Here is a 13,519-nt window from a genome sequence, read left to right as displayed (position 1 = left end):
GGTGCCCGGTGAAGCGGCGTCCGCGACGGTGTCGAGGAACGGCCAGCCGGTGATCGATCATGCCCGGGCCGAGGCGGCGGTCCGGGAGCTGCTCCTCGCGATCGGGGAGGACCCGGACCGCGAGGGCCTGCGTGAGACCCCGGCCCGTGTCGCCCGGTCGTACGCGGAGATCTTCCAGGGCCTCTACTCCGACCCGGACGCGGTGCTGGACCGCACGTTCGACGAGCACCACCAGGAGCTGATCCTGGTCAAGGACATCCCGATGTTCTCGATGTGCGAGCACCACCTGGTCCCCTTCCACGGGGTGGCTCACGTCGGGTACATCCCGAATCTCGACGGTAGGGTCACGGGGCTGTCGAAGATCGCCCGGCTCGTCGATCTGTACGCCCGGCGGCCGCAGGTGCAGGAGCGGCTCACGGCGCAGGTGGCCGACGCGCTGGTGCGCAAGCTCGAACCGAAGGGCGTGATCGTGGTGATCGAGGCAGAGCACCTCTGCATGGGTATGCGGGGGATCCGCAAACCCGGCTCGCGCACCACCACGTCCGCCGTGCGCGGGATGCTCCGGTCGTCGCCGACCTCCCGCGCCGAGGTGCTCGCGCTGATCCGGAACGGGTGACGGGGGCACTGGTGAGTACCGGCCTGCCGGATCCCGGGCGGTGCGTGGTGATGGGCATCCTCAACGTCACGCCGGACTCGTTCTCCGACGGTGGCCGGTGGCTGGACCGCGACCAGGCCGTTGCCCACGGCGTCGCGATGCGCGACGCGGGCGCCGATCTGGTGGACATCGGCGGGGAGTCCACGCGGCCGGGGGCGCCCCGCGTCGAGCCGGAGACCGAGCTGGCCAGGGTGCTCCCGGTGGTGCGCGAGCTCGTCGCCGCCGGCGTGTGCGTCAGCATCGACACCACGCGCGCCGCGGTCGCGGAGGCCGCCGTGGAGGCCGGCGCCACCGTCGTCAACGACGTGTCCGGCGGGCTGGCCGACCCGACGATGGCCAAGGCGATCGCGGCGGCGCAGGTGCCGTGGATCCTCATGCACTGGCGCGGCCACAGCGATCGCATGAACGCCCTCGCCCACTACGGTGATGTGGTCACGGACGTGCGCGACGAGCTGTCCGCGCGCGTGGACACGGCCGTGGCCGCCGGCGTGGAGCCGTCGCGGCTGGTGCTCGACCCGGGTCTCGGGTTCGCGAAGACCGCCGAACACAACTGGGCACTGCTGCGCAGGCTCGACGTGCTCGTCGAGCTGGGGTTCCCGGTGCTGGTCGGGGCGTCACGCAAGCGGTTCCTCGGCTCCCTGCTGGCCGACGAGCGGGGCGAGGCGCGCCCGACGTCGGGGCGGGACATCGCCACGGCCGCGGTGAGCGCGCTCGCGGCCCACCGCGGCGCATGGGGGGTGCGGGTGCACGATGTGACCGGCACGCTGGACGCCGTGCGGGTGGCGGCGGCGTGGCACGGCTCGACCCAGCGATAGTGGAGGACCCAGTGCCGGATCGCATCGAGCTGCGCGGCCTGCGCGTGCGCGGGCACCACGGGCTGTACGAGCACGAGCGCCGCGACGGCCAGGACTTCGTCGTCGACATCACCGTCTGGATGGACCTCACCCACGCGGCCCGCTCCGACCGGCTCGAGGACACCCTCGACTACGGCGCGATGGCCCAGCGTGCGGCCACGATCGTCGGTGGGCCGCCGTGCAACCTCATCGAAGCCGTGGCCGGTCGCGTCGCCGACGACGTGTTCGCCGACGTGCGGGTACAGACCGTCGAGGTCGTGCTGCACAAGCCGCAGGCGCCGATCCCCCTCGAGTTCACGGACGTCGCGGTCGTCGCGCGCCGCACCCGCACGGGCGGCAGGGGCCAGGTGGTCCCCGCGTGACGCGCGCCGTCCTCTCCCTCGGCTCGAACCTCGGCGATCGGCTCGCGCACCTGCGGTCGGCCGTCGCGGGCTTCGGCGACGCGGTGCTGGCGGCGTCACCGGTGTACGAGACCGCGGCGTGGGGTGGCGTCGAGCAGGACGACTTCCTCAACGCCGTGCTCGTCGTCGAGGACGCGGGCGTCGACGCGTGGGGCTGGCTGCGTCGCGGCCAAGAGCTCGAGCGGGCCGCGCAGCGGGTGCGGGACGTCCACTGGGGCCCGCGCACGCTGGACGTGGACGTGGTCACCGTCGACGGCCCGGACGGCCCCGTGCTGAGCGACCACCCCGAGCTGCTGCTCCCGCACCCGGGCACACCCGAGCGCGCCACGGTGCTGCGCCCGTGGCTCGACGTCGACCCGGAGGCGGTGCTGCCGGGTCACGGGCGGGTCGCGGACCTGCTCGCGGCGCTCGGGCCGGACGCCGAAGACGGGATGCGTCGCCGCGACGACCTCATCCTGATGGCGGCCCGGTGACCCCGACGAGGCCACGGGACCTGTTCGGCGTCGCCCTCGTCACGGCTGTGGTCGTCGGCATCCTCGTCCGGCTGACCTACGGATCGCTGCCGCAGCTGCCGCTGTTCGCGGGCGCCACGTTCGGCGTGCTCGGCATCGCGGAAGCGGTGGGCGGCAACATTCTGCGCGCCCGCATCCGCCGCCGACCCGGCACGCAGCCGGTGCAACCGCTCGTCGCCGCCCGCGCCGTGCTGCTGGCGAAGGCGTCCTCGCTGGCGGGCGCCATCATGACCGGCGCGTGGGGCGGGCTGCTCGCGCACGTCCTGCCGCTGGCAGGCGACATCACGGCCGCGGGGAGCGACTCCGTCGCAGGCGTCGTGGGCATCGTGTGCTCGCTCGGGTTGGTGGGCGGGGCGCTGTGGCTCGAACACTGCTGCCGCACGCCGGACGACCCGGGCGACGAGCCGAATGGTCATTCACCGACCACCTGATCACCCGTAGGCTCCCGCCTCGTGACTCAGGCGACGCGCGTCATCCCGATGCCCACCCCGGGGCGGCAGCGCCGCGGGGTGCTCGCTCCGGTCCTCGGGTTGATCGCGCTGGGCTTCTGCGGACTCGTCGTGCTCGGGCTGCTGGGCAGCAGCGTGGGGGGCACGGGTGTGGTGGTCGGGGCCCTGTGCGCACTGGTGCCGGTCGGCCCCGTGGTCGCCACCTTCCTGTGGATCGACCGCTGGGAGCCGGAGCCGCCGCGCACGCTGCTCGCGGCGTTCCTGTGGGGCGCCTGCTTCGCCGCGCTGACCGCCTTGCTGATCAACAGCAGTGCGAGCATGGTCATCGACCAGGTGCTGGGCCGGGACCAGGCGGATCTCTTCGGCGCCGTGGCGATCGCGCCCGTCGTCGAGGAGGCGGCGAAGGGCGCGTTCCTGGTCGGGATGCTGCTGTTCCGGCGCCGGGAGTTCGACGGAGTGGTCGACGGGATCGTGTACGCGGGGCTGGTGGCCGCCGGGTTCGCGTTCACCGAGAACATCCTCTACCTCGGCCGGGCGTTCACCGATGACGCCGCCATCGGTCAGGTCGGCAGCGTGCTCGGCGTGCTGGTGCTGCGCGGGGTGCTGTCGCCGTTCGCCCACCCGCTGTTCACGGCCATGATCGGCATCGGGGCCGGGATCGCGTCGCGCAGCAGGTCGATCGGCGGCCGGGTCGGGGCGGTCGCGATCGGGTACGTGGTGGCGGTCGCGCTGCACTCGCTGTGGAACACCTCCGCCTCCGTGCTCGACGGCGGTCTCTTCCTCGTCGTCTACGGCTTCGTCATGGTGCCGCTGTTCGTCGCGCTGCTGGTCGTCGTGGTCTGGCAGCGCCGCCGCGAGCAGCGCATCGTGGCCGCGCAGCTGCCCGGCTTCGCGGCGGCGGGGTGGATCGTGCCCAGCGAGGTGCCGCTGCTGTCCAGCCTCGCCGGCCGCCAGGGCTGGCGCGCCGCGGTGCGGAGGCGTTCCGGGCGAAGGGTCGCCAAGGCCGTGGCGGAGTACCAGGCCGCGGTCACCGAGCTGGCGTTCCTCCGCGACCGCATGGCCCGCGGCACCGTGGACCCCAACGGACCGATGTGGCACGCGGAGGCCGTCGAGGCGGTGCGCCAGGCTCGAGCCCGTGCCGTGGGGCACCCGGAGGCCCTCACCGTCGCGATCCGCCACCACCGCCCGCCAGGATGGGCGCCGCCGCCTCCCGGCCCGCCGCCGCCCCCACCCCAGAGCCACCGAGCGGCAGCGCCGCCGTACCACCCCGGCTACCCGCCACCCCAGAGCTACCCGCCGCCCCCGCCGCCAGGGCCTTGGCGTCGCTGAGCCGATCCGGAAGCGCGTGGTGCACACGAGCCGGTGAAGCGCGTCACCGGGGCTCGGTGCTGGCCTTCCCCGGCCGTTAGCCTTGGCGCGCCGTCTGGTACCCGCGCGACGGGACTGGAACGAGGAGAGAAGCGATGAGCGCTGGCAGGCCTGCGCGGCTTGCGGTCGGTGTCGTCTCGGCCGGGCGCGTCGGCGCCGTCATGGGTGCCGCGTTGGGGGCCGCGGGGCACCGGGTCGTGGCCACATCGGGTGTGTCGCGGGATTCGGTCAAGCGGGCCGCTGCGCTCCTCCCGGACGTCCCGCTGCGCCCGCCGGACGCCGTCGTCGCCGGTGTCGACCTGGCCCTGCTCGCCGTCCCGGACGACGTCCTCCCCGGCCTGGTGCGCGGCCTCGCCGCCGCGGGCAGCTTCCGGGCCGGCCAGATCGTGGTGCACACGTCGGGGGCGCACGGGGTGTCGGTGCTCGCCCCCGCCGCCGAACACGGTGTCCTTCCACTAGCGCTGCACCCGGTGATGACGTTCACCGGCCGCACCGAGGACGTCGCCCGGCTCGCCGCGTGCAGCGTCGGTGTCACGGCCTCGGAAGGCGAGGAGGCGGCCTGGAGCGTCGGCGAGGCGCTCGTCGTCGAGATGGGTGCCGAGCCGGTGCGCGTGCCGGAGGAGGTGCGCCCGCTCTACCACGCGGCTCTGGCGCACGGTGCCAACCATCTGGTCACGTTGGTGCGCGACTGCGTCGAGATCCTGGAGCGCGCCGGCGTCGGCCCTGCGGATCGGCTCGTCGCGCCGCTGCTGTCCGCGGCGCTGGACAACGCGCTGCGCCACGGCGACCGGGCGCTGACCGGCCCGGTGGCGCGCGGCGACGTGGGGACCGTGCGGATCCACCTGCGCGAGCTCGACGCCGCCGACCCGGATCTCGCCGAGACCTATCGCGTGCTCGCCGGCCGCACCGCGCACCGCGCCGTCGACGCCGGGCTGCTGCCCGACCACGTCGCCCACGAGGTGCTCGAGATCCTCCAGGAGAAGCCATGACGACCGCACGCACCCTCGGCGGCTACGCGTCCGGCGCTGTGACAGTGCACCGCTCGCCGCGCGAGATCGCGCCGGTCACGCGGGCACTGCGCGGCGCCGGTCGCAAGATCGCGCTCGTGCCGACGATGGGCGCCCTGCACGAGGGGCACCGCGAGCTGATCCGGCACGCCCGCCGTGCGCCCGGTGCCGTCGTGCCGGTCGTGTCGATCTTCGTGAACCCGCTGCAGTTCGGCCCCGGTGAGGACCTGGAGCGCTACCCCCGGCCCCTCGAAGCCGACCTGGACGCCTGCCGGGAGGAGGGCGCGGAACTGGTGTTCCTGCCCGGCGTGCCGGACATGTACCCGGAGGGTGCAGCCACCACCGTCACGCCGGGTCCCGCGGGCGAGCGCCTCGAGGGCGCCGTGCGGCCGGGACACTTCGCCGGCGTCCTCACGGTGGTGGCGAAGCTCTTCCACATCGTGGGCCCCGACCTCGCGTTCTTCGGGGAGAAGGACTACCAGCAGCTGGTACTCGTCAAGAAGATGGTGCTGGACCTCGACTTCCCGCTGTCGGTGGTCGGGGTCCCGACCGTGCGCGAACCGGACGGGCTCGCGCTCTCCTCCCGCAACGCCTACCTGTCCGCCGAGGACCGGCGCCGCGCGCCCGTGCTGCAACGGGCACTGGCCGCCGGGGCCGCCGTGTCGGCCCGCGGGCCCGAGGCCGTGCTGGACGCCGCGCGGGCCGTGCTCGCCGAGGAGCCCGCGCTGCAGGTCGACTACCTGGAGCTCACCGACCCTGACCTCGGTCCGGACCCGCGGACGGGCCGCGCGCGGCTGCTCGTCGCCGCGCGGCTGGGCGGCACCCGCTTGATCGACAACGTTCCCATCCGGCTGTAGGCGGCCGCCGTGCTGCTCTGCGTCGACGTCGGGAACACGCAGATCGCGCTCGGCCTCTACGCGGACGAAGCGGGTTCCGCCGACGAGGTCGACCCGCCGCTGGTGCGGGACTGGCGGATGCGCACCGACCCGCGGATGACCTCCGACGAGCTGGACGTCGCGTTCGCGGGCCTCCTCGGCCCGTACGCCGGGCAGGTCACCGGGATCGCGGCGCTCTCGACCGTGCCCACCCTCCTGCGGGAGCTGCGCCTGCTCATCGACCGCAGGGACGTGCCCGCGGTCGTCGTCGGGCCCGGCGTCCGGACCGGGGTGCCGCTGCTCGTCGACAACCCTCGGGAGGTGGGCGCCGACCGAGTGATGAACACCCTCGCCGCGCACCGGCTCTACGGCACGGCGTGCGTCGTGGTCGATTTCGGGACGTCCACCAACATCGACGTCGTCTCCGCGAAGGGTGAGTTCCTCGGGGGCGCGCTCGCCCCGGGGATCGAGATCTCGATGGAGGCGCTGGCCACGCGCGCCGCGGCGCTCCGCACCGTCGAGCTGGTCCGGCCGCGGTCGGTGATCGGCAAGAACACCGTGGAGTGCCTGCAGTCCGGTGTGCTCTTCGGTTTCGCCGGGCAGGTGGACGGGCTCGTGCGGCGCATCGTCGCCGAGCTCGGCCCGAAGGCGGGCCCGGTGACCGTGCTCGGCACCGGCGGCCTCGCCCCGCTCATGGCCGGGGAGTCGGAGACGATCACGGAGTACGTGCCCGACCTGACCCTGTTGGGCCTGCGCCTGACCTACCAGCGCAACGCCGCGGCCACCGCGAGCCGAACGGCCACGCCCGCGGCAGGCTGAGGTTCAGAACCCTCCTAACGCCGCACCACCCGCACCACGTCCGTGACCAGTGGGAGGGTGAACTCGCCGGAGGCCGTCTCCGGGCGAGCGGCGAGGTATGCGCGGATGCGGTCGAAGATCGCCTCCCGCTCGGCCGGATCCCTCGTGAGCGCGAACGATCGCGTCCGCAGCGAGGCGATCAGCCCGTCGACGGTGGTGCGGATCGGGTTGGCGATCTGTGCGAACCCGCCGGGCGCGAACGCCGGGTGGGCGGGCAGCGACGGTTCGCCGTCGGCCGGCGACGCGCCCGCCGAATCCCACCTCGCGGCCTCGTACATGCCGCGTGTCCAGTTCACGCGCGCGTCGTCGTTCCACAGCACCGCGAGCACCCCACCCGGCCGCAGCACCCTTGCCAGCTCCGCGAAGGCCCGGTCGGCGTCGAACCAGTGCCACGCCTGCCCGACGAGCACCGCGTCGATGGACGCGTCCGGCAGCGGGATCGCCTCGGCGTTGCCCTCGAGCGCCTCGACGGTGGGGAAGCGGGCCCGCAGCTCGGAGAGCATCGCGGGGTCGGGTTCGACGGCGGTGACCGCCCCTCGTGACAGCAGCCCTTCGGTGAGCTTGCCGGTGCCTGCGGCGAGGTCGAGCAGGCGGAGCGGGCCGTCCGCGACGGGCTCGAGTGCCCAGTCGACGGCGGCGGCCGGGTAGCCGGGTCGATGTTCTGCGTATGCGGCAGCCGCCGCGCCGAATGAGCGGGCCCGCGAGGAGGTGGTCACGTCCGTCGACCGTACGGGCCGCGGAGTGGCAGGGGAGCGAATTCCGCTCGATCCGGCTCACTACCCTTGACTCCGTGAGCAACGAGCCCTCCACCAGCCCCGACGACGACCTGCCCGAGCAGATGCGGGTGCGCCGGGCCAAGCGGGCGGCTCTGCTCGAGCAGAACCGCGACCCGTACCCCGTCGCGGTCGAGCGCACCCACACCCTGCGTGAAGTGCGTGCCGCCCATCCCGACCTCCCACCGGACACCGCCACGGGCGACATCGTCGCCGTCACCGGGCGCGTGATGTTCCTGCGCAACACCGGCAAGCTGTGCTTCGCCACCCTCCGCGAGGGCGACGGCACCGAGTTGCAGGTGATGCTGTCATTCGCGCTGCTCGGTGAGGAGGAGCTCGCGCGCTGGAAGGCGCAGGTCGATCTCGGTGACCACGTGCAGGTGCACGGCGAAGTGATCACCTCGCGGCGCGGCGAGCTGTCGGTGATGGCCGACAGCTGGCAACTGGCCGCGAAGGCGCTCCGGCCACTTCCCGGCCTGCACCGGGAGCTGTCGGAGGAAACGCGCGTCAGGCAGCGTTACGTCGACCTGATCGTCCGGCCTCAGGCGCGGGAGACGGTGCTTCGGCGCGCCACGGTAGTGCGGACCCTGCGGTCGGTGCTGCACGAGCGGTCGTTCCTGGAGGTCGAGACGCCGATGCTGCAGCTGCAGCACGGCGGGGCGACGGCGCGTCCGTTCGTCACGCACTCCAACGCCCTGGACACGGATCTGTACCTGCGGATCGCCCCGGAACTGTTCCTCAAGCGGTGTGTGGTCGGTGGTATCGAGCGCGTCTTCGAGATCAATAGGAACTTCCGAAACGAGGGTGTCGACTCGACGCACTCACCGGAGTTCGCGATGCTGGAGGCGTACCAGGCCTACGCCACGTACGACGACATGGCCGAGCTCACCCGTGAGTTGGTGCTCGCCTCGGCGCGCGCGGTGTTCGGTTCGACCGTTGTGCGCCACGTCGACGGCACTGAACACGACCTTGGTGGAGAGTGGCGTTCGATCACACTCCACGAGGCCGTCTCGCAAGCCGTGGGACAGGACGTGACACCAGACACCTCAGTGGAGGAGCTGCACAAGCTCGCGATCGCTCACGATGTGGAAGTCGACGGTTCGGACACGGCGGGCCGGATCGTACTGGAACTGTTCGAGAAGCTCGTGGAGCACACGCTGCGGGAGCCGACGTTCGTCCGCGACTACCCGATCGAGGTGCGGCCGCTCACCAGGCGGCACCGCACTGATCCACGGCTGTCCGAAGCATGGGATCTCGTCGTCTTCGGCACCGAGTTGGCCACCGCGTACTCCGAGCTCGTCGACCCCGTCGACCAGCGGGAGCGGCTCACCGCGCAGGCTCTGAAGGCCGCGGCGGGTGATCCCGAGGCGATGCAGCTGGACGAGGACTTCCTGCGCGCCATGGAGTATGGATTGCCGCCCACCGGAGGCATGGGAATGGGCATCGACCGGCTGCTCATGACGCTCACCGGGCTCGGAATCCGTGAAACCATTCTGTACCCGCTCGTGCGTTCTGAGTAACTGTGCCGCGACACCGGACAGGGTGACTCGACGAACCGGCGCTTCGGGTTTATGGTTTCGCTCGCGGCATTGCCGCGGTCCGAAGCAGGTCCCAAGTGTTGGAGGTTGCGGCGATGGCGCAGATCCGTGAGGTTCGACTGATCGACGACCTGGACGGAGAGGCGGCCGACGAGACGATCGAGTTCGGTATCGACGGCAAGAACTACGAGATCGACCTGTCGAACGCGAATGCGGGCAAGCTGCGCGACGCGCTGGCGTCGTTCGTTGCGGCGGCCCGCCGATCGGGTGGTCGGCGGGCCCGCTCGGGTGGTGCGGGCACGGGCCCGGCGCGGCGGCCCTCCATCGACCGGGAGCAGAATCAGGCGATCCGGGAATGGGCGCGGAAGCGGGGCATGAAGGTCTCCGACCGCGGGCGTATCCCGGCCGAGGTGCTCGAGGCATATCACAAGGAGAACTGAGGCTGCGCGACCGCACGCCGCGAATGTGTGGTTAGGCTGGCCTCAGGACTCGACTCCGAGGAGGCCAAGTGGCGCGCAGGATGACCACTCTCGAGGTGCGCCGCACCGAGCGGCTCACCCCGCACATGATCCGCGTCGTCGCGGGAGGGGACGAGCTGTCGGCGTTCCCCGAGACGCCCCACACGGACCGCTACGTCAAGATCCTCTTCCCGCGCACCGGCGTCCGGTACCCGGAACCGTTCGACATGGATGTCATCCGGGCCGAGCTGCCCCGCGAGCAATGGCCCGTGACGCGCACCTACACGGTGCGGGCGCTGGACCACGCGGCGGGCGAGCTGACGATCGACTTCGTCCACCACGGCGACGCCGGGCTCGCCGGGCCGTGGGCCGCGTCGGCTCGTCCTGGCGACGTGCTGCGGCTGGCCGGACCGGGCGGCGCGTATGCGCCGGACCCGGACGCCGACTGGCACCTCATGGTCGGCGACGAGAGCGCGTTGCCCGCGATCGCGGCCGCGTGCGAGCGGGTGCCGGCCGGCGTGCCGGTGGTGGCCGTGCTCGAGGTCGCCGACGCGGCGGAGGAGCAGAAGCTCGGCTGTCCCGGTGCGTTGCAGGCCACCTGGCTGCACCGCCGTGCTGGCGAGCCGGACCAGCTGCTGGACGCGGTGCGGGCGCTGGAGTTCGCGCCAGGGCGCGTCCACGCGTTCGTGCACGGCGAGGCGGGCATCGTGCGCGGGGTGCGCAGGCATCTCGTCGACGAGCGCGCCGTGCCGCGCGAGCTGCTGTCGGTGTCCGGCTACTGGCGACGCGGCGTCGACGAGGACGGCTGGCAGGCCGAGAAGGCGGCGGAGCGGTCGGCGGCTCCCGGTCGCTGAGAGTCTCGAACCGATCATGGCGCGGGCGGGACATCGGCGCGGCGATGCGGCGGGCGGTCGGATACGCCTGAACGGGCCATCCGACCGGTGCTGACCAGGGGATCCACCCCCTGGTGGAATTCGGCCCCGCGTGAACGCGTTGTCACGGGTACGTGCGAGAGGCGCGATCCCCCGCCCCGGGCCGATACAGTGGTAGCCACGGGGTGTACACGGTGCGCGAGTGCGCCGGTGCATGGCGCAGCAGGCTAGGAGCGTAAATGTTCGAGAGGTTCACCGACCGAGCGAGGCGGGTTGTCGTCCTGGCCCAAGAAGAGGCCAGGATGCTCAACCACAACTACATCGGCACCGAGCACATCCTCCTGGGCCTGATCCACGAGGGTGAGGGTGTGGCCGCGAAGGCCTTGGAGTCGTTGGGCATCGCGCTCGAGGGCGTCCGCCAGCAGGTCGAAGAGATCATCGGCCAGGGCCAGCAGGCGCCGAGCGGGCACATCCCCTTCACGCCGCGGGCCAAGAAGGTGCTGGAGCTCTCGCTGCGCGAGGCGCTGCAGCTCGGCCACAACTACATCGGCACCGAGCACATCCTGCTCGGCCTGATCCGCGAGGGCGAGGGCGTGGCCGCCCAGGTCCTCGTGAAGCTGGGTGCCGATCTCAACCGGGTCCGCCAGCAGGTCCTGCAGCTGCTGTCCGGCTACCAGGGCAAGGAGCCGGCCGAGGGCACGTCCGGTGGCCGCGGCGAGGGCACCCCCAGCTCGTCCCTCGTCCTCGACCAGTTCGGTCGCAACCTCACCCAGTCGGCCCGCGAGGGCAAGCTGGACCCGGTCATCGGCCGGGAGAAGGAGATCGAGCGGGTCATGCAGGTCCTCTCGAGGAGGACCAAGAACAACCCGGTGCTGATCGGAGAGCCAGGCGTCGGCAAGACCGCCGTCGTCGAAGGGCTGGCCCAGGGCATCGTCAAGGGCGAGGTCCCCGAGACGCTCAAGGACAAGCAGCTCTACACGCTCGACCTCGGCTCACTGGTCGCGGGATCCCGCTACCGCGGTGACTTCGAGGAGCGCCTGAAGAAGGTGCTCAAGGAGATCCGCACCCGCGGCGACATCATCCTGTTCATCGACGAGCTGCACACGCTGGTCGGCGCCGGTGCCGCCGAAGGTGCCATCGACGCCGCGTCGATCCTCAAGCCGATGCTGGCCCGTGGCGAGCTGCAGACGATCGGCGCCACCACGCTCGACGAGTACCGCAAGTACGTCGAGAAGGACCCGGCCCTGGAGCGTCGCTTCCAGCCGATCCAGGTGGGCGAGCCGAGTGTCACGCACACCATCGAGATCCTGAAGGGTCTGCGCGACCGGTACGAGGCGCACCACCGCGTCACGATCACCGACCCGGCGCTCGTGGCCGCGGCCACGCTCGCCGACCGCTACATCTCCGACCGCTTCCTGCCGGACAAGGCGATCGACCTGATCGACGAGGCAGGCGCCCGGATGCGCATCCGCCGGATGACCGCGCCGCCGGACCTGCGCGAGTTCGACGAGAAGATCGCGGCCGTGCGTCGCGACAAGGAGTCGGCGATCGACGCGCAGGACTTCGAGCGGGCCGCGCACCTGCGCGACCAGGAGAAGCAGCTGCTCGGCCAGAAGGGCGAGCGGGAGAAGCAGTGGAAGTCCGGTGACCTGGACGTCGTCGCGGAGGTCGACGACGAGCAGATCGCCGAGGTGCTCGCCAACTGGACCGGTATCCCGGTGTTCAAGCTCACCGAGGAGGAGACCACGCGTCTGCTCCGCATGGAGGACGAGCTGCACAAGCGGATCATCGGCCAGGAGGAGGCCGTCAAGTCGGTGTCGCAGGCCATCCGCCGCACGCGTGCCGGCCTGAAGGACCCGAAGCGCCCGTCCGGCTCGTTCATCTTCGCCGGCCCGTCCGGTGTCGGTAAGACCGAGCTGTCCAAGGCGCTGGCCAACTTCCTGTTCGGCGAGGACGACGCGCTCATCCAGATCGACATGGGCGAGTTCCACGACCGCTACACCGCCTCGCGGCTCTTCGGTGCCCCTCCCGGGTACGTGGGCTACGAGGAGGGCGGCCAGCTCACCGAGAAGGTGCGGCGCAAGCCGTTCTCGGTGGTGCTGTTCGACGAGATCGAGAAGGCGCACCAGGAGGTCTACAACACCCTCCTGCAGGTGCTGGAGGACGGCCGCCTGACCGACGGTCAGGGCCGCACGGTGGACTTCAAGAACACTGTGATCATCTTCACCTCGAACCTCGGCACGCAGGACATCTCCAAGGCGGTCGGGCTCGGGTTCGCCCAGAGCAACGACGAGCGGTCCAACTACGAGCGGATGAAGAACAAGGTCGAGGACGAGCTCAAGAAGCACTTCCGGCCGGAGTTCCTCAACCGCATCGACGACATCATCGTGTTCCACCAGCTCACCGAAGAGCAGATCATCACGATGGTCGACCTCATGATCGGCCGTGTGGAGACGCAGCTGGCGGGCAAGGACATGGCGATCGAGCTCACGCCGACCGCCAAGAAGCTGCTCGCCCGCCGCGGGTTCGACCCGGTGCTGGGGGCGCGGCCACTGCGCCGCACCATCCAGCGCGAGATCGAGGACCAGCTGTCGGAGAAGATCCTCTTCGGCGAGGTGGAGCCCGGCCAGATCGTGGTCGTCGACGTCGAGGGCTTCGACCCGGACGCCCCCGAGAGCCGCACCGCCGACGACAAGGCCAAGTTCGTCTTCCGTGGCGAGCCGAAGCCGGTCACGGTGCCGGACTCCCCGCCGGTCGACATGGCCAAGCAGGGCGACGAGTAACACCCGTCACGTAACAAACGGCACTTTCGCCGGCAATTCGCCGGCGGAAGTGCCGTTTGTCCTTTTTCCTTACTGCGTCGACACCACAGTTCACCGGCACGTGTGATCTGATCATC

General features: G+C 71.6%; 14 protein-coding genes. 13 read left to right on the top strand and 1 reads right to left on the bottom strand.

The features are described from left to right. Position 1 precedes the first annotated feature (1 nt). From folE to K1T35_RS45640, 9 genes are all read left to right on the top strand, one after another. Positions 2-616 (top strand): GTP cyclohydrolase I FolE, encoded by a 615-nt coding sequence (folE, locus tag K1T35_RS45680; RefSeq protein WP_370645277.1) that lies wholly within the window; start codon positions 2-4, stop codon positions 614-616. A 50-nt stretch (positions 617-666) separates the two neighbouring features. Further along, positions 667-1,470, top strand: a complete 804-nt coding sequence (gene folP / locus K1T35_RS45675; RefSeq protein ID WP_220263272.1) for a dihydropteroate synthase — start codon at positions 667-669, stop codon at positions 1,468-1,470. 11 nt (positions 1,471-1,481) lie between these two features. Continuing rightward, complete coding sequence (gene folB, locus K1T35_RS45670; protein WP_220257859.1) at positions 1,482-1,871, top strand: dihydroneopterin aldolase; 390 nt, start codon at positions 1,482-1,484, stop codon at positions 1,869-1,871. Continuing rightward, positions 1,868-2,383 carry a 2-amino-4-hydroxy-6-hydroxymethyldihydropteridine diphosphokinase gene (gene folK / locus K1T35_RS45665; protein WP_220257858.1) on the top strand — a complete coding sequence of 172 codons (516 nt, stop codon included), beginning with the start codon at positions 1,868-1,870 and terminating at the stop codon, positions 2,381-2,383. The genes folB and folK overlap by 4 nt, the downstream gene beginning before the upstream one ends. Then, positions 2,380-2,853: a DUF3180 domain-containing protein gene (locus K1T35_RS45660; protein WP_220257857.1), complete on the top strand. Its 474-nt coding sequence runs from the start codon at positions 2,380-2,382 to the stop codon at positions 2,851-2,853. Before folK ends, K1T35_RS45660 begins: the two co-directional genes overlap by 4 nt. 21 nt (positions 2,854-2,874) lie before the next feature. Continuing rightward, positions 2,875-4,200, top strand: a complete 1,326-nt coding sequence (locus K1T35_RS45655; RefSeq protein ID WP_255621372.1) for a PrsW family intramembrane metalloprotease — start codon at positions 2,875-2,877, stop codon at positions 4,198-4,200. A 134-nt stretch (positions 4,201-4,334) separates the two neighbouring features. Beyond that, a complete protein-coding gene (locus K1T35_RS45650) occupies positions 4,335-5,228 on the top strand; it encodes a Rossmann-like and DUF2520 domain-containing protein (protein WP_220257856.1) in 894 nt (297 codons plus the stop codon). Continuing rightward, a complete protein-coding gene (gene panC / locus K1T35_RS45645) occupies positions 5,225-6,103 on the top strand; it encodes a pantoate--beta-alanine ligase (protein ID WP_220257855.1) in 879 nt (292 codons plus the stop codon). Before K1T35_RS45650 ends, panC begins: the two co-directional genes overlap by 4 nt. A 9-nt stretch (positions 6,104-6,112) precedes the next feature. After that, on the top strand, positions 6,113-6,940 hold the full coding sequence (locus K1T35_RS45640; RefSeq protein ID WP_220257854.1) for a type III pantothenate kinase: 828 nt from the start codon (positions 6,113-6,115) through the stop codon (positions 6,938-6,940). A 14-nt stretch (positions 6,941-6,954) separates the two neighbouring features. Here the strand turns inward: K1T35_RS45640 and K1T35_RS45635 are convergent, their stop codons facing one another. Continuing rightward, complete coding sequence (locus tag K1T35_RS45635; protein ID WP_220257853.1) at positions 6,955-7,695, bottom strand: class I SAM-dependent methyltransferase; 741 nt, start codon at positions 7,693-7,695, stop codon at positions 6,955-6,957. Positions 7,696-7,817: 122 nt separating this feature from the next. Here K1T35_RS45635 and lysS point away from each other — a divergent pair, with 122 nt between their 5' ends. The 4 genes from lysS (at position 7,818) to K1T35_RS45615 (ending at position 13,403) form a co-directional block, all read left to right on the top strand. After that, on the top strand, positions 7,818-9,272 hold the full coding sequence (gene lysS / locus K1T35_RS45630; RefSeq protein WP_220263270.1) for a lysine--tRNA ligase: 1,455 nt from the start codon (positions 7,818-7,820) through the stop codon (positions 9,270-9,272). Positions 9,273-9,385: 113 nt separating this feature from the next. Continuing rightward, complete coding sequence (locus K1T35_RS45625) at positions 9,386-9,730, top strand: Lsr2 family protein (RefSeq protein WP_220257852.1); 345 nt, start codon at positions 9,386-9,388, stop codon at positions 9,728-9,730. Positions 9,731-9,810: 80 nt separating this feature from the next. Then, positions 9,811-10,602: a siderophore-interacting protein gene (locus tag K1T35_RS45620; protein WP_220263269.1), complete on the top strand. Its 792-nt coding sequence runs from the start codon at positions 9,811-9,813 to the stop codon at positions 10,600-10,602. Between the two features lie 257 nt (positions 10,603-10,859). Then, positions 10,860-13,403: an ATP-dependent Clp protease ATP-binding subunit gene (locus tag K1T35_RS45615; protein WP_220257851.1), complete on the top strand. Its 2,544-nt coding sequence runs from the start codon at positions 10,860-10,862 to the stop codon at positions 13,401-13,403. The last annotated feature ends 116 nt before the right edge of the window (positions 13,404-13,519 follow it).

The organism is Pseudonocardia sp. DSM 110487 (genome assembly GCF_019468565.1).
In the GTDB taxonomy this organism is placed as follows: Bacteria; Actinomycetota; Actinomycetes; order Mycobacteriales; family Pseudonocardiaceae; genus Pseudonocardia.
The sequence above is the reverse complement of the archived record's forward strand: the minus strand, read 5'-3'. Positions and strand labels throughout refer to the sequence as shown.